This is a genomic window from Microcoleus sp. B3-A4 (genome assembly GCF_036705385.1).
Taxonomy (GTDB): domain Bacteria; phylum Cyanobacteriota; class Cyanobacteriia; order Cyanobacteriales; family Microcoleaceae; genus Microcoleus.
On sequence record NZ_JAUBUI010000057.1, the window covers coordinates 25,404 to 43,378 of the forward strand.

General features: G+C 47.1%; 14 protein-coding genes and 1 tRNA gene. 8 read left to right on the forward strand and 7 right to left on the reverse strand.

The annotated features are described in order from the left end of the window. The first annotated feature begins 227 nt into the window (after nucleotides 1–227). Nucleotides 228–1,415, forward strand: coding sequence for a glycosyltransferase family 4 protein (locus tag QUB33_RS20515; RefSeq protein ID WP_333353414.1), 1,188 nt, complete (start codon nucleotides 228–230; stop codon nucleotides 1,413–1,415). A 154-nt stretch (nucleotides 1,416–1,569) separates the two neighbouring features. After that, nucleotides 1,570–2,814 carry an MFS transporter gene (locus QUB33_RS20520; RefSeq protein WP_333353417.1) on the forward strand — a complete coding sequence of 415 codons (1,245 nt, stop codon included), beginning with the start codon at nucleotides 1,570–1,572 and terminating at the stop codon, nucleotides 2,812–2,814. Between the two features lie 149 nt (nucleotides 2,815–2,963). On the opposite strand, the gene QUB33_RS20525 is transcribed toward QUB33_RS20520, so the two are convergent. Further along, a tRNA-Arg gene (locus tag QUB33_RS20525) sits at nucleotides 2,964–3,037 on the reverse strand. 78 nt (nucleotides 3,038–3,115) lie between these two features. Here QUB33_RS20525 and moaC point away from each other — a divergent pair. The 3 genes from moaC to QUB33_RS20540 all read left to right on the forward strand — a co-directional run bounded on the left by moaC (nucleotide 3,116) and on the right by QUB33_RS20540 (nucleotide 4,350). Further along, on the forward strand, nucleotides 3,116–3,637 hold the full coding sequence (moaC, locus tag QUB33_RS20530; protein ID WP_333353420.1) for a cyclic pyranopterin monophosphate synthase MoaC: 522 nt from the start codon (nucleotides 3,116–3,118) through the stop codon (nucleotides 3,635–3,637). 88 nt (nucleotides 3,638–3,725) lie between these two features. Continuing rightward, entirely contained in the window at nucleotides 3,726–3,983 is a 258-nt protein-coding gene (locus QUB33_RS20535; RefSeq protein WP_006633890.1) for a 2TM domain-containing protein, read from the forward strand. 64 nt (nucleotides 3,984–4,047) lie between these two features. After that, nucleotides 4,048–4,350 (forward strand): DUF3181 family protein, encoded by a 303-nt coding sequence (locus QUB33_RS20540; RefSeq protein ID WP_333353423.1) that lies wholly within the window; start codon nucleotides 4,048–4,050, stop codon nucleotides 4,348–4,350. Between the two features lie 85 nt (nucleotides 4,351–4,435). Here QUB33_RS20540 and QUB33_RS20545 read toward each other — a convergent pair whose 3' ends face one another. Then, on the reverse strand, nucleotides 4,436–8,779 hold the full coding sequence (locus tag QUB33_RS20545; protein WP_333353427.1) for an FG-GAP-like repeat-containing protein: 4,344 nt from the start codon (nucleotides 8,777–8,779) through the stop codon (nucleotides 4,436–4,438). Nucleotides 8,780–9,077: 298 nt separating this feature from the next. Here QUB33_RS20545 and QUB33_RS20550 point away from each other — a divergent pair, with 298 nt between their 5' ends. Continuing rightward, nucleotides 9,078–10,142, forward strand: coding sequence for a TIGR03032 family protein (locus QUB33_RS20550; RefSeq protein WP_333353430.1), 1,065 nt, complete (start codon nucleotides 9,078–9,080; stop codon nucleotides 10,140–10,142). 144 nt (nucleotides 10,143–10,286) lie between these two features. Here the strand turns inward: QUB33_RS20550 and murJ are convergent, their stop codons facing one another. After that, nucleotides 10,287–11,900: a murein biosynthesis integral membrane protein MurJ gene (murJ, locus tag QUB33_RS20555; RefSeq protein WP_333353433.1), complete on the reverse strand. Its 1,614-nt coding sequence runs from the start codon at nucleotides 11,898–11,900 to the stop codon at nucleotides 10,287–10,289. Nucleotides 11,901–12,286: 386 nt separating this feature from the next. On the opposite strand from murJ, the gene sfsA reads away from it, so the two are divergent. Next, the gene (gene sfsA, locus QUB33_RS20560; protein WP_333353436.1) at nucleotides 12,287–13,024 is read left to right on the forward strand and encodes a DNA/RNA nuclease SfsA; all 738 of its coding nucleotides are present in this window, start codon (nucleotides 12,287–12,289) and stop codon (nucleotides 13,022–13,024) included. A 1-nt stretch (nucleotide 13,025) separates the two neighbouring features. Here the strand turns inward: sfsA and QUB33_RS20565 are convergent, their stop codons facing one another. Together QUB33_RS20565 and QUB33_RS20570 are read right to left on the reverse strand one after the other, a co-directional pair. Then, nucleotides 13,026–13,253: a hypothetical protein gene (locus QUB33_RS20565; RefSeq protein ID WP_333353439.1), complete on the reverse strand. Its 228-nt coding sequence runs from the start codon at nucleotides 13,251–13,253 to the stop codon at nucleotides 13,026–13,028. 150 nt (nucleotides 13,254–13,403) lie between these two features. Further along, nucleotides 13,404–14,681 (reverse strand): S8 family serine peptidase, encoded by a 1,278-nt coding sequence (locus QUB33_RS20570; RefSeq protein ID WP_333353442.1) that lies wholly within the window; start codon nucleotides 14,679–14,681, stop codon nucleotides 13,404–13,406. A gap of 518 nt (nucleotides 14,682–15,199) precedes the next feature. Between QUB33_RS20570 and QUB33_RS20575 the strand changes: the two genes are divergently transcribed. Further along, nucleotides 15,200–15,352, forward strand: a complete 153-nt coding sequence (locus QUB33_RS20575) for a hypothetical protein (protein WP_333353445.1) — start codon at nucleotides 15,200–15,202, stop codon at nucleotides 15,350–15,352. 270 nt (nucleotides 15,353–15,622) lie between these two features. Here QUB33_RS20575 and QUB33_RS20580 read toward each other — a convergent pair whose 3' ends face one another. Then, the gene (locus tag QUB33_RS20580; protein WP_333353448.1) at nucleotides 15,623–17,158 is read right to left on the reverse strand and encodes an HlyD family efflux transporter periplasmic adaptor subunit; all 1,536 of its coding nucleotides are present in this window, start codon (nucleotides 17,156–17,158) and stop codon (nucleotides 15,623–15,625) included. A gap of 123 nt (nucleotides 17,159–17,281) precedes the next feature. Beyond that, entirely contained in the window at nucleotides 17,282–17,842 is a 561-nt protein-coding gene (locus tag QUB33_RS20585) for a hypothetical protein (protein ID WP_333353451.1), read from the reverse strand. Between the last annotated feature and the right edge of the window lie 133 nt (nucleotides 17,843–17,975).

Genomic DNA, 17,975 nt, shown 5'->3' on the forward strand with positions numbered 1-17,975 from the left:
CTTCCTTCTGTGGCACTAATCTTGAGGAAACCTGTTTTTTTCAGGCAATGGCGATCGAGCAATTTCGTGCAAAAACCTGGTTTAGGCATGATTTTCTGTCTTGGTTGCTGCCAAAAGTCAGGCATTAACCATCAACTTACGATCGACTCAAATTTGAGGTTGGTTATTATACAATAAATCTGTTAATCCTAAACATTAAGATATATAAATTATTTGGAGGGAGAAAGATGAAAATTTTGGTATTGGCATGGGAGTTTCCTCCCAGAATCGTAGGCGGTATCGCCCGCCACGTATCGGAACTATATCCAGAATTGGTGAAGCTGGGGCACGACATTCACTTAATTACAGTAGAGTTCGGCCATGCGCCGATGTACGAAGTGGTGGAAGGAATACGTGTGCATCGGGTGGTAGTGGGACACGCCAAGGACTTTTTTCACTGGGTGGCGAACCTCAACCAAAGCATGGGCCACCAAGGCGGAAAACTGATGCTTGAGGAAGGCCCCTTTGATATCATCCACGCTCACGATTGGTTAGTGGGAGATGCGGCGATCGCCCTGAAGCATACCTTTAAAGTACCGCTAATTGCCACCATCCACGCCACCGAATACGGGCGCTTCAACGGCATCCACAATGAAGGGCAGCGCTACATTCACACCAAGGAAAACGACCTCGCTTACAACGCTTGGCGAGTAATTGTTTGCAGTGATTATATGCGGCGGGAAGCCGAACGGGTACTATCGACTCCGTGGAACAAAATAGAGGTAATTTACAACGGAATTAGACCAGATAAAAAGCCCCGCTGGCACGAATTTGACGCGATGGATTTCCGTCGCCAGTTTGCTGCTGATGATGAGAAAATTGTCTATTATGTAGGAAGAATTAGCTATGAAAAAGGTATAGGTGTATTCCTAAATGCTGCACCTAAAGTAATTTGGGAAATGGGGGGTAAAGCGAAAATTGTAATTGTTGGTGGCGGCAATACAGACCATCTAAAACATTTAGCTTGGCATTTAGGAATTTGGAATAAGTGTTATTTTACTGGGTTCATGTTTGAAGAACATCTCGACAAATTCCAGACGGTGGCTGACTGCGCGGTTTTTCCCAGTCTTTACGAACCTTTTGGGATTGTAGCGTTAGAAAGCTTTGCTGCAAGAGTGCCTGTGGTGGTTTCGGATGCGGGCGGACTTCCAGAGGTGGTGCTGCACACTAAAACTGGCGTTGTTACTGAGGCAAACAATCGGGATTCTTTGGCATGGGGAATTTTGGAGGTCTTGAAAAATCCGGGTTACGCGCAGTGGTTGGTTGACAATGCTTATCAGGATTTGGAACGCCGATTTAGTTGGCCGAAGTTGGCGATAGAAACCGAGTGGGTTTATGAACGGGTGGTGGGAGAAAGGGCTGAGGTTGATTGGTAAGAATGCTGACTGTTGACTGTTGACTGTTCGCGCTTGACTGTGAGTAGAATATCAAGTTTTTGTGTTGCCAATATTAAGAAATTGTAACACAATGATATAGATACACTCGACCTCAGCTTGAGCGCACTCAGAAGATTTAAAGGGAATTAGCATCTTGAATATTTTTAGGGACATCGAGCCCCAACCCAGACGCAGCTTGCTGACTTTATTCACCGCAGGGCTTCTATTCTGGTCAAGTTTGGCTTCGCTGCTGCCAACTTTGCCACTGTACGTTCAATTTGTGGGCGGCACAAAACAGCAAATTGGCTTTGTGATGGGTGCATTTGCGATCGGACTTTTGCTATCGAGGCCGCAATTGGGTAAAATAGCCGACAGCAGAGGGCGAAAACAAGTTTTGATTCTAGGTGCGTCAGTCGCTGCGATCGCCCCTTTGGGCTACCTGTTAGCTCAATCTATCCCCTTACTGTTACTTATTCGCGTTTTTCACGGCCTTAGTATCGCCGCTTTTACTACAGCTTACAGCGCTTTGGTAACAGATTTATCCCCGCCAGGAAAGCGGGGCGAATTAATCGGTTACATGAGCTTGGTGAATCCTATTGGTCTAGCAGTTGGGCCGGCTATTGGCGGATTTGTGCAAGCTTGGGTTGGTTATACTCCTCTGTTTGCGATGTCGGCGGCGTTAGCTGCAACGGCTGTATTTTTTACCGCCAAAATTTCCGAACCTAATTTTGCAGATTTAACACTCTCGGAGTCGCTATCTGAGGACAAAAATAGCCAAAAATACTGGGAAATGCTCTGGAATCCGAGAGTGCGGATTCCGGCTGTAGTGTTATTGGTGGTTGGTTTAGTATTTGGAACTTTGAGCACTTTTATGCCTTTGTTTCTCCAAGAAACGAAGGCTAATTTGAATCCTGGATTATTTTATTCTACGGCGGCTATCGCCAGTTTCGGTATACGGTTGCTCACGGGAGGGGCTTCGGACAAATACGGCCGCGGCTTGTTTATTTCTGGCGGCTTAATCTGTTATGCCGTATCTATGTTATTGTTGTATTTTGCTAACAACAGCAGTGCTTTTTTAATAGCAGCTTTGGTTGAAGGTTGCGCGGGCGGTACGGTTTTGCCGATGATGGTAACGCTGATGTCGGACAGGTGCGAACCTTATGAAAGGGGCCGCTTGTTTTCGCTTTGTATTGGCGGATTTGATTTGGGGATTGCGGTTGCAGGGCCGACTTTAGGCTTTGTTGCTGAACAAGTTGGCTACAGAAATATGTTTGGTTTTGCGGCGGGCCTCGCTGGCTTGGCTTTGGTGATTTTTATTACTCAGTCTAGCAAGGGCTTGTCTAATTCGATGAAATTTGCGATCGGTCGAGGCAAAGATATTTATGCTTTGAATCGATGAGTTAGCAGAAAAACCGGCTTTCGGGCCTGTTGCACAAAGAGTGAGGTTTCTGGTTAAATACCAATTAAAAAAGTTATGAGTCTTGAATGGTGAGTTGGATTAATTTCTTAATTCAAAACTCAAAACTCAAAATTCATAACTTTTAGTAGTGGGCTTGGAGGGATTCGAACCCCCGACCTCATGGTTCGTAGCCATGCACTCTATCCAACTAAGCTACAAGCCCCTGTTGAGTTGAGATTTAATCTAAAATTGATTAAGTTCTTTTCTCACAGAATCTAACAGTAACACCATTACCAAAATAATGCAAGACCTTTCGCAAACTTTTTCTAAATTGCCCGATGTGGCACAGCTAACTCACCTCGACAACAGCGGGGAAGCCCAAATGGTGGACGTTTCAGCTAAGGTGGCGACTGTGCGGCAAGCTGTGGCTGCAGGCCGGGTGCGGATGTTGCCGGAGACGTTTGCGGCGATTGAAGCGGGGAATGCGCCGAAAGGTGATGTGTTGGGCACTGCAAGGCTGGCTGGAATTATGGCGGCCAAACAGACTGCACATTTGATTCCTCTGTGTCACCCTCTGCCACTGAGTAGCGTGGAGGTGCAGGTGATGCCGGATGCAGGGTTGCCGGGGTATCAAATCCGGGCGACGGTGAAAATTAAGGCGGAAACAGGGGTGGAAATGGAGGCGCTGACGGCGGTTTCGGTGGCGGCGCTGACTTTGTACGATATGGCGAAAGGATTGGAAAAGTCGATCGCCATTGAGTCGATTCGCCTGGTAAGCAAAAGTGGCGGCAAGTCAGGGGACTATGAAAACTTAGAGGCATAAGTTTCCTGCCTTGAGAGGGATGCAGAATTCAAAAAGCTGCACTTAAGATTAAAATAGGCACGGAACTACTAATATCAAGTGAAAAACTATGCCTCCTCGTTGGCCCCGCAAACCCGATCGCAATGATCCAGAGTACCGTCGGTTAGATGACCGGATGAATTTTGCTATCCACGTCGGTCTTTTTTCTGCTACCAATTCTGGTTTGTGGTTTGTTCACAATTTGCAAAAGGCTGATTGGCCTTGGGCAATTTCGGTAACGGGTGGATGGGCTCTAGTAGTTTTGGCCCACGCGATTTACCATTTTGCGATCGCCGATTATTCGCCCCTCACCAAAGATTCTGGCTGAAGGCAGTGGTGGGCGATTTGTTAAGTCTTTTGATTGATAACAAATAACTTTCGGCTTTTTTGATATGGCTAATACTACACAGGCGATCGAATCCTTAGCCGCTGAAATCGGCGAAAATGTCTATATTGACATTGCCAAATGGCATTTGTATCTCAATGATGCCCACCTGCATACCGTTGTTGCTGAACAACTTTACCCGATGCTGGAAGATGGCGATTTAGATGCTGACAAAGTTGCACAAGTTTTGCAAGGAATTCCAGTCAAGCTGGGCGGTGGCAAGCGGGAAGTGCCGCTGGCAGATTTGATCCCGATGCAGTGTCAAGTTCAGTTGATGGATGTGCTTGAAGAATTTCAGCGGAAGATGTGATATCAATTGTTGGTTTTGATTTAAGTGCGATCGCCTTTTTTGGTCTTTTTTGATCGAAGGGGCGATCGCATTTTTCTTTGCTTCCCTAAATCAACCGGAAATTAGCCGATGTAATCGCATTGGCACTCACTCCAATCATCACACCTAACTCCTCCCCTGTCAAGAGGTTCCTAATAAGAGTTCCCTGAGTATTTTGAGTTATTTCTAACTGACCAAAACTCAAACCACCGCTTAATCCAATCAAATCTTGACCCAGGGTAAAATCAGCGATAATATCAAATCCTTCACCAGCTTTTAAGGCAAAGATATCGTTACCGCTACCGCCAATCAAACTATCATGGCCCAAGTCTCCGTAAAGAATATCATCACCTTGACAACCAGTGAGAGTATCGTTATCTTCGCCTCCGTAAAGAGTATCATTTCCTTCACAGCCTCCCAGAATATCTGCTGCTTCGTCACCACTGATTAAATCATTACCTACACCCCCGCAGATAGTATCCGAACCCTGGTTCCCAAACAGGTAATCATCACCTTGACTACCAAGCACTATCTCATTCCCTTTGCCTCCAAATAAGGTGTCATTATCCTTGCCACCATCAATGAAGTCATCATTTCTATTAGCATAAACGATGTCATCACCTTCGCGGCTATTGATAGAGTCATTGCCTTTGCCTCCAAAGATTAAATCATTGCCCAAGTTGCCAAGAATAATGTCATTATTTTGAGCTCCCAATAGGATGTCCTCGCCACTACCACCACTGATAAAATCATTGCCTGTGTTGCCGTTGAGGATGTCGTTGCTGTCGCCACCATATAAGTTGTCATCCCCGGATTGGGCATCGAATATATTGCCGCTGTTGCTGCCTAGTAATTCATCGTTTTTGGCAGTGCCTATTTGAATTCCTAATACACCAAGTATGGTGTTTTCAACTGAATTCGGTTGGTTTAAATTGGGATAGGCAATTTCATCGCAGATGCACTCATCGTTGGGGATGTTGTTGGTTGTTGGTGTGGGTGTTTCCGCAGGGCTTGGTGCGGGTGTGGGTGTTTCCGCAGGGCTTGGTGCGGGTGCAGGTGCGGGTGTCGGTGTTTCCGTAGGGCTTGGTGCGGGTGTGGGTGTTTCCGCAGGGCTTGGTGCGGGTGCAGGTGCGGGTGCGGGTGTTTCCGCAGGGCTTGGTGCGGGTGCAGGTGCGGGTATGGGTGTTTCCGCAGGGCTTGGTGCGGGTGCAGGTGCGGGTGTGGGTGTTTCCGCAGGGCTTGGTGCGGGTGCGGGTGCAGGTGCAGGTGCGGGTGCAGGTGCAGGTGCGGGTGTGGGTGCGGGTGCGGGTGCGGGCGTGGGTGTTTCCGCAGGGCTTGGTGTCGGTGTTTCCGCGCCAATATTAACGTTTAAAGTCCCGAAACTGGTTGCAGCATTCAAATTGCCAAGACTATCTTTAACCTGATTTGCTTGCAACTGAATAGTGTAAGTTTCATTATTCTCCCAATTGCCACCAGGGGGAGTAAACGAATAAGTCGCTGTCCGAGGCGTACCATTAGTATTAGTATCGACACTGACAAATTCTCCAGCAATCTCACCCCCAGACCAAGTTATCACAACATCAGCACTATCCAAACTTGAAACATCGACACCATTATTATCGCTGAAAGTGACCCTCAAACTTTGACTCGATCCTCCAGCGGTAGTAATGCCAGCCGTACCATTTAAACTCGCACCCGGCGGAGTTTTGTCAATGTTATAAACTTCTCCTATTAAATCACCATTACCAGTAATTGCACCGCCTAATGCAACTCCCAAGCTATTTTTGATGCTGTCATCATCTTTCAACTTTAACTCGAGCGCGCCACTTCCCGTACCTGTGTTAACTTGCAGTTGGTAAGTCTTAGCATTCACAGCAGTTAAAGTGCCAATAGTTGCACCAGTTACAACAGGTGGTACTAAAATAAAGTCAGAAACATCAACCCCTGTAACATCCTCAGAGAATTTAATTTCGTAGTTAACAGTAGCCGCAGCAGTGGGAGATGGATCGAGGCGGTTGATGGATATAACTGTGGGGAATGTGTTGTTATAAACAACGCTATTGTCTGTACTTGTACTGGCAGTATTGTTATTGCGTGCTACATCAGTAACGCCGTTAGCTTTGATACTAGCAATCACATTACCGCTACCTGTCATCCCGTCCACAGCGACGGTGTAAATAGGGCCTCCCCCTGTGATGGTTGGCCTTAATGTTCCCGTTGCTGTACTTGCAGTTAAGTCGATATCACGGAAATCAAAACCTGTGACGGGTTCGCTAAAAGTGACGGTAAAGTTGATGGGTTCAGAAGCTGTCGGATCTGTTTGTTCTGCTGCTTGGTTGATAGTAACAGTGGGTGCAACACCATCGATAACTATGGCTTTACTACCGCCGAGGGAGTTAGCTGAGGCTAAGGCGGGGAGGGTTAAGAGGGCATCTACAGCCAAATTATCTTTAATGGCGCCGCCGTTAAGGGTGAGAGCGTTGGTGGCGAGGTATTGCAAGTCATCGGAGGTGTCTCCTGCTTGCACTACATAGTTGAAGGTGAGGGTTGTACTCCCGCTACCACTAACATAAGTGGCAAAGCGATCTGTTGTACCGGTTTCTAGTTGCAGTTGGGGAGTAGCGGTGACGGTAACAGCTTCATCGAAGGTGACGGTGATGGGGATTGTCGTACCTACGCCGTAGGTGCCGTTGGCGGTAGTAGCGCTGACAGCAGTAACTTTGGCAGTGTTGTTGAGCAGGATGGAGACGTTGTTGCTACCAAGGTTCGCCACAGCTAAGTCAGGTTTCCCGTCGCTATTGATGTCGCTGATGCTGACGGATCTGGAGTTAGTGTCAGTAGGGAAGGTGACTGGGGTGGCGAAAGTGGGGGTGGTGGCTCCGGTGGCGGTGGTGTTGAGCAGGATGGAGGATCTGGTGCCCTGGTTTGCCACTGCTAAGTCTGGTAAAGCGTCACCGTTGATGTCGGTGATGCTTACGGATCTGGGGCCACCGCCACTACTGAAGTCAACTTTGGTGGCGAAAGTGGGGGTGGTAGCTCCGGTGGCGGTGGTGTTGAGCAGGATGGAGACGTTGTTGCTGCCCCAGTTTCCCACTGCTAAGTCTGGGAAGTCGTCGCCGTTGATGTCGCCGATGCTGACGGATCTGGGCTGAGTGCCAGTAGGGAAGTCAACTTTGGTGGCGAAGGTGGGGGTGGTGACTCCCGTGGCGGTGGTGTTGAGCAAGATGGAGACGCTAGCGCTGCTCTCGTTTGCCACAGCTAAGTCTGGTTTTTTGTCGCCGTTGAGGTCGCCGATGGTGACGAATTCGGGTTTAGTGCCAGTAGGGAAGTCAACTTTGGTGGCGAAAGTGGGAGTGGTTGCTCCGGTGGCGGTGGTGTTGAGCAGGATGGAGACATTGTTGCTGTTATAGTTCCCCACAGCTAAGTCTGGTTTCTCGTCGCCGTTGATGTCGCCGATGCTGAGGGACCAGGGGTTAGTGCCAGTAGGGAAGTCAACTTTGGTGGCGAAAGTGGGGGTGGTGGCTCCGATGGCGGTGGTGTTGAGCAGGATTGAGGCAGTGTTGCTGTCTCTGTTTGCCACAGATAAATCCGGTTTGCCGTCGCCGTTGACATCCCCGAGGCTGACGGATGTGGGAGTAGTGCCAGTAGGGAAGTCAACTTTGGCGGCGAAAGTGGGTGTGGTGGCTCCGGTGGCGGTGGTGTTGAGCAGGATCGAGGCTGTGTCGCTGTCTCTGTTTGCTACAGCTAAATCTGGTTTGCCGTCGCCGTTGATGTCGCCGACGCTGAGGGAGATGGGGCTAATGCCAGTTGCGAAGGTGACATGGGTGGGAAAGCCTAGTACGCCGCTATAGGTTTTGAGGGCGACTTTTGTCAGAGCAAGTTTGGGCGCTTGCGGGGATGGGGGGATGAGTTGAGAGATATCCCAGTTGCCTGCTAGTTTGCTGTTACCCGTGGTAGTGGGGTTAGCGGCGATGTTTGCGCCTGTGAGTTGGTAAAGTTGATTCAGGAATTGGTGGCCTCTGTCCCCGGCTGCTACGTTACATCCATATAAGATGATGCTGGCATTGGCAGTGAGGCTGTTTCGCCAGCGTTGCAACTGTTGGGCGTAGTTGTGTATGTTGCTGCTGTTAACTTCTGTTGCGCCTAAGTATAGGCTGCCAGGGCTACCATGTGAGATGATGTGTAGCGCTTCGATGCTTGTATGCTGAGCTAAAATTGTGGTGATTTGCTCTAGGGCATCCGGCTGGCTTTTGAGGATGTAGGTTGCAGTACCCCTTTTGATGCCAGAGGCTATGTGGTTGCTGTCGGGTACTGTGGGGTCAAGGATGACTATTGCCGTTGGCTTGTTGTTAATACAGACAGCGAAAGGAAAGTTTTTGTAGGGGCGGTTAATTGGAGGTAAAGTTTTCATCGGCTTGTGCTTCTAGTAGAATGCCTTGTTGCTAAGGAGCAAAAGTTCAGTCGCTTGATTTGAGTTAAGAGGCGGTGTTTCTACCTTGTGGTAGATGACACGCTAGACTTTTAACTACTAGAATTTACCATCCGTTTCATTCGAGTGTTAGTGGTTCAGTTGTTCCATTTACAAATCTTTGTATCTTTCTGAGCGATTTTACACAAATTATCCAAAGACTCAGATCATTCGGCGGTTGAAACCGCAACTACACAAACTTTAGTCCACTCCTAGCGGACTAAAAGATTTTCTAGATTCTATGAATAACGATCGCACAAATTTCAATACAGTCCACGAACACGAGATTTTTGGCGATCGCGATTTTCCCTCTTGGTTAACCCAACAACAAATCAGCCTCGCCTGCACTACCTATCAAACCAGCAGGTTAATGTTAATTGGTGCTGTGCCAGAACCCAACAGAATCTCGGCTTTTTGGCGAATATTCGATCGCGCAATGGGGCTTTTCTGCACGCCGGAACGCCTTTATTTAAGCTCTAAATATCAACTCTGGCAATTAGATAATGTCTTAGAATCCGGGAAATTATACCAAGAATACGATAAATTATATATACCACGAATCGGTTATACTACAGGAGATATCGACATTCACGATATCGCTGTAGATAAAAATAATCAAATCATTTTTATTAGCACTTTGTTTAATTGTATCGCTACTTTGAGCGATCGCCACAGTTGCAAACCTCTCTGGAAACCAGGTTTTATCTCACAATATATCAATGAAGACCGCTGTCACCTCAACGGTTTGGCAATGGTAGAAGGAGAAGCGAAATATGTCACGGCGTCGAGTCAGTCGGATGTGGTGGATGGCTGGCGCGATCGCAGACAAAACGGCGGTATAGTTATTGATATTGAATCTAATGATATTATCGTCACAGGATTGTCAATGCCGCACTCACCCCGCTGGTATCAAGATAAATTGTGGTTGCTGAACTCGGGGAGAGGAGAATTCGGTTATGTGGATTTAGACACAGGAAAATTTGAGGCAATTACGTTTTGTCCGGGATATGTCCGAGGACTAGCATTTTGGCAAAATTGGGCAATTGTTGGACTCTCGAAACCTCGGGGAGGTGACAACACTTTTAGCGGTTTAGAATTGGATGAGTTGTTGCTGGCCAAGGATGGTGAGGCTCGCTGTGGTATGATGGCGATCGATTTGACTACTGGGGCGATCGTTCACTGGTTGCGCTTTGAAGGAATTGTCACCGAACTCTATGATGTGCAAGTGATTCCGCAAGTGCAAAAGCCGATGGCGTTGGGTTTTCAAACGGATGAAATTGCTCAGTTAATTACTTTGGAACTTTAACCGCAGATGGTGGCGGATGTACGCGGATGGACGCGGATGAGTGTTGATTTGGATTTAAGGGCGATCGCCTTTTTTGGTCTTTTTTGTACTGAAGCGCGATCGCACTTTTGTTGATTCCTTGAATCTGCCGCCAATTTCGGAGATTTATTTGCGAAAACGCCCCCGAATGCGCTCGACAAACATATCAACTTCCGGCAGCTTCATCTGACTGACAAACAGGGCAAAAACCCCTAACCCTACAAAACTTGCTACACTCAACTGCACTAATTGAATTACCAAACCTTCAGTACCCAAAACTCTTTGACAGCCTTGCAGAGTAGCCAAGGTAACGAAAGCAGTTAGACAACTGCCAGAAGTTAACCCCAGAAAAGGCAAACCCCACTCCCCCCAAGGCAGGCCACCCAGCTTTTTATCTAAACAGTACAAAAGCATAACCATCGAAAGAAGATTCACTCCCACCGTCGCCAAAACTAATCCGGGCGCGCCAAAAGCTCCTACCAATAAATAATCCAAAAGAGCGTTTAAAAAGATATTGATAATACTGACACGAAAAGGGGTTTCTCCGTCTCCCAAAGCGTAAAATACCCGTACCACAACGTCGCGTCCCAAATACACAAACATTCCAATACTGTAAGCCATCAATATCGGCGTGACAAACTGCGAGGCCGATCGATCAAAAGCATAGCGTTCGTAAACAACGCGGACGATCGGCCCGGCCAGCGTTACCATTAAAGCGCTCAGGGGCAGCATCGTAAGGGCCGTCAAAATTAAAGATTGACGAATTCGAGCTTTTAATTCCGGCCAATCTCTCGGATCGGTGAGGCGAGAAAATATGGGGAGAAATGGCACTAAAATTACATTAGAAATAATGCCTAAAGGCGTCATAACTAACAAGCCACTGTAACCCAACGCAGAGGCAGCTTGAGGGATGTACGATGCGAAAAATAGGTCAGTATAAACATTAATTTGCAGCATTCCTGATGATAATGTCGCAGGAACCATCACCTTAATTACTTCTTGCACTCCCGGCCGTTTAAAATTAAACCGCAAGCGCAATGTTCCCAAGCCTGCGCGCCACTGTGCCACCAGTTGCACCAACCACTGCAAAACTGCGCCCGCTAAAGTTCCCCAAGCTAACACTAAGCCGCCCATTAGTGCGTATTCTGGCTGAATAATTTTGTCTCCGAGTTGCATTGCGAGAACCCCCAAACCGCCGACAAGTGCAACGCTGGAAAATAAAGGGCTAATCGAAGGCAACCAGTACATATCGGCCGCGTTGAGAGTGCCGAAACCAATGCCGATCAAGCCTGAAAGTAAGGCCATCGGTGCCATAATCCGAAATTGCTGGACGGCAATTGCTTTAATTTGTAAACCTTCTGCTGTTCTATTTAATCCCGGTGCTACCAAATCGATCAGCGGATCGGCAAAAATAATTAAAGCTACTGTTACCAACAGCAGCAAGCCGCCGACTAAGGTGCTGATAGTCTCGACTAAGGGTGCTGCTTCTTTTTTATCCCGGCGGGCTAAAACACTGACTATGGCGCTGTGAAATGGCCCGTTAATCCCTCCGAGCAAAATAAATAAGAAACCAGGGATGACGTAGGCGTAGTTGTAGGCATCGACGGCGACACCGACTCCAAAGGCTGCGGCGATCGCAATTTGGCGCACCAATCCAAAGACTTTGCTAATTAGAGTGGCGACTGCGACAATGCCGGCAATCCCTGCGAGGGAACGAGAGGGCTTCTGTAATTGGGACACAAATGGTTACAAACGCTAATGCTAAAAGGATTCACTTATTTTAATCGCGAATCGGGAGAATCATATCACGAACTCATAAAACTTCTAGGGGGAATTGTGCTTATACCAATTTTATCGGTATTACTGACTTGCGGAAATTCAATAATGGATCGGGACTATTCGTCCTAACTACAAACCGCCGTTTCGTGCTATGATGCGTCAATCTAAAATCTACAATCTACAATATACAATTTAAAAATGATGAAACAAGTGAGTTGATAAAAGCATATAAATAACATATAGTGCATAACTTATGACTAATTGTGTTAGCTTCCAGACTTGTTTCAAAAGTTAAGAACCCGGCAGTGGGTTATAGTTTAAATCTAAAATCTAAAATCTAAAATCACATGACTGGCTTAATTTACCAATATCCTCCTCTTTTACCCGGAATTCTCATCAAACGTTACAAGCGATTTTTTGCCGAAATAGAACTCGATTCGGGAGAAATAATCACCGCGCACTGTCCGAATACTGGCCCGATGACTGGTGTTTACATTCCGGGCAACCCAGTCCTAGTATCTCCTAGCGACAATCCTAAACGCAAGTTAGCTTATACTTGGGAATTAATTAAAGTTTGCGACACTGTGCCAACTTGGGTGGGAGTTAATACGGGGCTACCCAATCGAGTAGTTAAATTAGCTTTGGAATTGAAATTGTTTCCCGAGTTGGGCAATTATAGTTTAATTCAACCGGAGGTTGTTTATGGCACTGATAAAAAAAGTAGAGTCGATTTTTGGCTAACTGGTGAGGAAAAACCGATTTTTCTGGAAGTGAAAAATACAACTTGGGTAAAAGAGGAGTTGGCTTTATTTCCCGATACAGTGACGGAGAGGGGACAGAAACATTTGAGAGAATTGATAGAAGTGGTGCGGCAGGGTTCGAGGGCTGTAATGCTGTATTTTATTAATCGCGGGGATTGTACGGATTTTGCTCCGGGGGATAGTGCCGATCGCCTTTACGGAGAATTGTTCAGACAGGCTATGAGTGAAGGTGTCGAAGTTTTGCCTTGTCGGTTTGACGTGACGCCGGAAGGGATTCGCTATTTGGGGTTAGCAAAACTGGATCTACTAACCCTAAATGATTAGTTTAAATTGCCTGCATTTCTCGATCAACCTCGACACCAGCGACACCCGGTACGGTTCTTAGTCCTTCTAGCTTCGATTGAGAAACTTCTCCAGTGATGATGCCAGTAACAGCTAGAACCTGCTCCACTTTCATTCCCGCCGATTGTAAGGCAGTCACAACAGATTGAATTACCGATAAGTTTTGGTCGTCAACAGTTACTATGATGCGCTCTACTTGTTCATCAGGCATATTCAGCCTCCTTTGGGCTAAATCCATTGAGCTATTGTCCCTACTGTATAGTTCAATTCAGTGAATTATGTTTTTAGAAAGAGGTTTCTGAGCACAGAGAACCTCCTTCTACCGATAGGAAGTGCTCCCTAATTTCGATCGCTGTCGTGATTACGGAGCTTGTAGCAACCCACTTCCGACACGAGCATTTGGTAATGGTAGTGCCATAGCACGGGAAGTTAGCAATTGCCAAAGTTGAGAACCTCGTTTACCAGTCCATTGGGCATACAGGGCCGCGAGCCCAGCTACGTGAGGGGTAGCCATGCTGGTGCCATTGAAAGCAGCATAACGCCCTTGATTCACAGGCACTGATGAGTATACTTCCACTCCTGGAGCGGCGATATTAACTTTAGCCCCTAGAGAGCCACCAGAGGTAGCCGAGAAAGCAGCCACTTGGAGGCATTGATCGACGGCTGCAACAGCCATAATCGACGGGCTATTCGCTGGTTGTCCGACTTTTCCGGTTGGCCCGTTGTTGCCCGCGGCTGCCACGATGAGACACCCATTTTCGAGTGCCCGACGGCCGACTGTTTCGTAGGCAGTAGACGGTGTTGGAGTCTCGTTTCCTAAAGACATCGAGATCACTTGACACCCGTTGACGATCGCCCATTCCATCGCAGCGAGAATCCAGGCACTAGCGCCGCTACCAGCATTGCTCAACACTTTACCGACATAAATGGTCGATTCGTAAGCGATCCCGTACCGCCGGCCGTTCAGATCCTTAAACCCGCACGCTGTCCCAATGCAGTGCGTACCGTGACCGTTCCCATCTTGTACGTCCTCCCCAGGCACGAAGGACTTCGATACGATCGATCGACCTACGAAGTCGGGATGTAATAGATCCATCCCCGTATCCAGCACGGCTACTTTCATTCCATTACCAGTCAAGACAGAGTTCATGACCTTCGTTGCCTTCAAACCCCAAGTAGACTCGATATCATCAGCAAAACATCCTTGTTTGTTGATTCCTTCTACCTCTGTAGTCGTGGCTTTCTCGTAGAGGTTATCCACCGCATCGCGATAGCCCCGCAAATACTCTAGGGACAATCCCTCGCCAATGGCGTAGAAAGTGCGCTCGGGTTCGATCGCCAGGATGGCGGAATCCTCTCCCGCTGATGTCATGATGCTGCCGAAAGCCCCTTCCTCTAGGGAGACGACAGCCACGCCGAGAGTTGGGAACACCGCTCCCCCTGATGCTTCGAGTTGACTCAAGTCTAAAGCAGACTCCGGGAAATCGGTAGCGTTTGCCAGTCCGGTAATGCCAGCTTGGTCGCTCAGGAGGTCTAACCCTTCTCTCACCGCATCATCGCGGAAAGTAACAATGTAACGCCCTGTTGTTTCATCGCCCCGGGCAGTTCCTGGGATGGGAAAACTAGGTTGTTCAGACATAAAATACCCCTTATTGAGTGTTTGACGGTTTGACTGTGATGAGAAATCTCTGACAGCTTTTCTGACATTGATTCCTATTCAGGTTTAAGTGCCGAAATTAAGCTGTCTTGCTCCTGATGAAACTCGGTATTTTTTTGTTAAGTCAATTAGCTTTGGATAATGCGTTTAGTTGCAAAAGAGAGTTATTTAATCCCAAGGCTGCTTCATTTTCCAAATCTAAGCTTGCAAGGGCAACTGACAAAACTGACTTAATCTGATTGCGGCGAAATTCTCATTTGTAGGACTTACGCTGCATTCCTTCTATTTTGACACTAGGTGTACTTGTATGGTGCGCCGCAGAGCACCCTACAAGTACAGTCTTTGCATAAGTCGTATAATAACAGTCGCTAGCTGTTAGTTACCAGTCGCATAATCGAGTGACTTGCATAATTTTTATTTTTGTGTTAATAGAAGTAGAGGCTATTGTAGAGATTAGTGGCGGAAAATAAAGTGATAGTTAATCGATTTTAGATTTTAGATTGAAGAAAGCGACCCCACGGATTTATCCGGGGGCTTGTACCGTGGTTGTTTTCAGTCAGGATAAAATTTTACTATTAAATCCGCAAAATATAAATTTATACATGGGAGGCGATCGCGCTTATTGGAAAAATGCGATCGCTTTCAACACCTAGCCCTGTAAAAAAACCTAGCTGTTTCTTAATCTTGAAGGCAAACAAGCCTAATCTGGCAACAGCAAGGGCAGCAATATTGCTAGGTAATGGCGCTGCTTCGGCAATGCTGAGCGCGTTGATCCAGGTTGCGTTTCCATACGTGATTTGACTGGTGAATCGGCAAACTTGAAGATAGGTAAAGATGCCGTGCCTACCAGTACATAAACTCGACCTAAGAACGTCGCGGTGAATTACATAATCAAATATACTAATGGGTGATGGTAAAGTTGGCTAAACATCGGCGATCATCCTGGCTTTTCGGAAAATAAATGTAAGTACGGTTTCTTGTCGAGAAATAATGTCTGCTGTAACTTCCATTCCGGCTTGAATATGATACTGACAGCACTGTTCATCGGCAGATTGGCTAATAGCCCGATCGCGCTTGACTAAATAAGTTCTTTGGGGCATAACAGTCACTTCATAGTAAGGCGGACTGTTATTCTCACCAGCAATGGCATCGGGCGCGATCGCACTAACTTTCGCTTCTAGTACGCCGTAGTCGGGATAGGGATAGGCAGAAATCCGCAGGATAGATGTTTGACCGATCGCAATTTTACCAATATCAGGAGCGGCGACGCGAGCTTTGACGACAATCGCAGCATTAGCGGGAGCAATTTGAGCGATTGCTGCACCGAGTTGTGCAGTTTGTCCGGGATTTCGTAGATTTAGTTTGAGAATGGTGCCGTCTACTGGAGAACGAACGACACTTTTTGCAAGTTCGGTATCAATTTGTTTGAGCTCTTGGCGATCGCGATTGATTTGATTTTCGATGTCAGCGCGACTCTGAATCGAAACTAATCGTTCTTTTTTCAACGCTGCCAAAGCTGCTTCACCCTTGGCTTTTTCTTGAGCAATTCGCTGTTGGGCGATCGCCACGGGTGCACCACTGGGATTCAAGGCAGCTTCAACAACTTTCAATTTAGCAGCGGACACTTCAACAGCTTGTTGCTGCCTGTCAACAGTTTTTCTTTGGCTTTCAACTGCTTTTTTTTGCACTTCTACGGCGGCTTTTTGGCCTGCCACGGCTTGTTCTTGCTGCTGTGCGGCAAGTTTCGTCTCCTCCAATAAATCTAGCGAAATAGCGCCTGTTTCTTGGATTGACTGATAGCGATCGCGCTTAGAAACGGCTGCTTTTAAATTTGCCTCGGCAGCCTTTAAATTTGCTGTGGCTGTTTGCAAGGAAGCCTGTTCTTTTTGCAATTCCGGCAGCGATTTTTCCCATTCCGACTGGGCTAATTGTACATTAGCTTTGGCCGCTTCAACTTCAGCCAGCGAGGTAATTTGCCGTTCTCCATAGTCCCGCTGGCTGCGGCTTAAATCAGCTTGGGCAGAGGCAACTGCGCCTTCCATTGCCTGGGTTTCCGCTGCTAGGCGATCGTCTAAAGCGCTAATTTGGGCAGCAATTTGACGCAGTTGCAGTTGGTTTTGCTGGATATTTCCTTGCAGTTGGCTTTGTTTAGTTAAAAGTTGGGAAGAGTCGATCAGGGCGATCGCATCTCCTTGTTTGACAGCCTGATTTTCTTTGACTTGAATGCTTTTAACCGTGCCTGCTGTCGCCGCTTCTACAATGCGGATTTCACCAGCAGGACGGACGGTAGCGGGAGCTCTGACGGTAACATTATATTTAGCGACAGCAGCAAGGGCGATCGCTCCGCCAAAAGTTGCCAACAAAAATAATCCGCCCGCCGTTATCCAGCGGCTGACGGGCGGCAAGAATTCATCCGGTTTTGCGGTGCGGAGAAATTCAAAAGAAGAGTCATTAGTCATTAGTCATCAGTCATTAGTTAGTGGTTCGTGGCTTTCCAATAACGTCATGCCATCCACGCTTGCGGTTTCTCCAAGCGCAAGCATGGGCGGCGTGGAGATTGATGAGTTTATTTTTGATGCTACTTAAGGTACTTGAGGAGGAATAAAGTCGATACCGCCAAATGCCGGGTCTTGATTTATGTTATTCCGCCTCATAGTCACGACAAAAAAGTAGAGCCTATAAACCCCAAATTGGTGAGCTTGCGGAACATAGAAAGATGTATTGACTCTCAAGTTGCTAGAATTAGAACTCCACGCTGCTGCACCAACTGCTATGGAGCTGCTAGCGTCGCTATTGCGGTAGAAAAGTCGCGTCGTGATTTCAGCCAGATTTCCAGTGCCATCAGTATCCCGGTAGTAGACGCGATACGCTGACAAATCGTTGTCGTTTGATGAATCGGATACTGTCAAGCGGTTGATTGGCAGGGGGCAAAAGAATCTTACTGTTCCCGTACTATTTCCATTGAAAATAAAAGCGCCGTTCACCATCCTGACACTTGCGTCCGCAGTGTTACTTTCCGGGCGACAAGCACTAGCAGGAATAGTTGTTGCTTGAACATCTTGGTCATTGGCTACAGCGGCACTAGGAAAGGTACAAAGCCCCGCGATCGCTGTAAGAAATATGAGACGTTTTAATTGCATCATAATCACCTCGTGCAGATATATCCCTGAAAAATTGAATTTTTATCCTGTCTTGATTGCTAAGCTGTCAAACATCTAAACTGCATTAACTAAGTTACCTTTATTTTTTATTTTTCTGTTCCATTTAATAATTAGT

Excerpts from the sequence above, each read along its gene's own strand:
- QUB33_RS20515 (WP_333353414.1), top strand. The coding sequence starts at position 228 with ATGAAAATTTTGGTATTGGCATGGGAGTTTCCTCCCAGAATCGTAGGC.
- moaC (WP_333353420.1), top strand. The coding sequence starts at position 3,116 with ATGCAAGACCTTTCGCAAACTTTTTCTAAATTGCCCGATGTGGCACAG.
- QUB33_RS20535 (WP_006633890.1), top strand. The coding sequence starts at position 3,726 with ATGCCTCCTCGTTGGCCCCGCAAACCCGATCGCAATGATCCAGAGTAC.
- QUB33_RS20540 (WP_333353423.1), top strand. The coding sequence starts at position 4,048 with ATGGCTAATACTACACAGGCGATCGAATCCTTAGCCGCTGAAATCGGC.
- QUB33_RS20545 (WP_333353427.1), bottom strand. The coding sequence starts at position 8,779 with ATGAAAACTTTACCTCCAATTAACCGCCCCTACAAAAACTTTCCTTTC.
- QUB33_RS20550 (WP_333353430.1), top strand. The coding sequence starts at position 9,078 with ATGAATAACGATCGCACAAATTTCAATACAGTCCACGAACACGAGATT.
- sfsA (WP_333353436.1), top strand. The coding sequence starts at position 12,287 with ATGACTGGCTTAATTTACCAATATCCTCCTCTTTTACCCGGAATTCTC.
- QUB33_RS20565 (WP_333353439.1), bottom strand. The coding sequence starts at position 13,253 with ATGCCTGATGAACAAGTAGAGCGCATCATAGTAACTGTTGACGACCAA.
- QUB33_RS20570 (WP_333353442.1), bottom strand. The coding sequence starts at position 14,681 with ATGTCTGAACAACCTAGTTTTCCCATCCCAGGAACTGCCCGGGGCGAT.
- QUB33_RS20580 (WP_333353448.1), bottom strand. The coding sequence starts at position 17,158 with ATGACTAATGACTCTTCTTTTGAATTTCTCCGCACCGCAAAACCGGAT.
- QUB33_RS20585 (WP_333353451.1), bottom strand. The coding sequence starts at position 17,842 with ATGATGCAATTAAAACGTCTCATATTTCTTACAGCGATCGCGGGGCTT.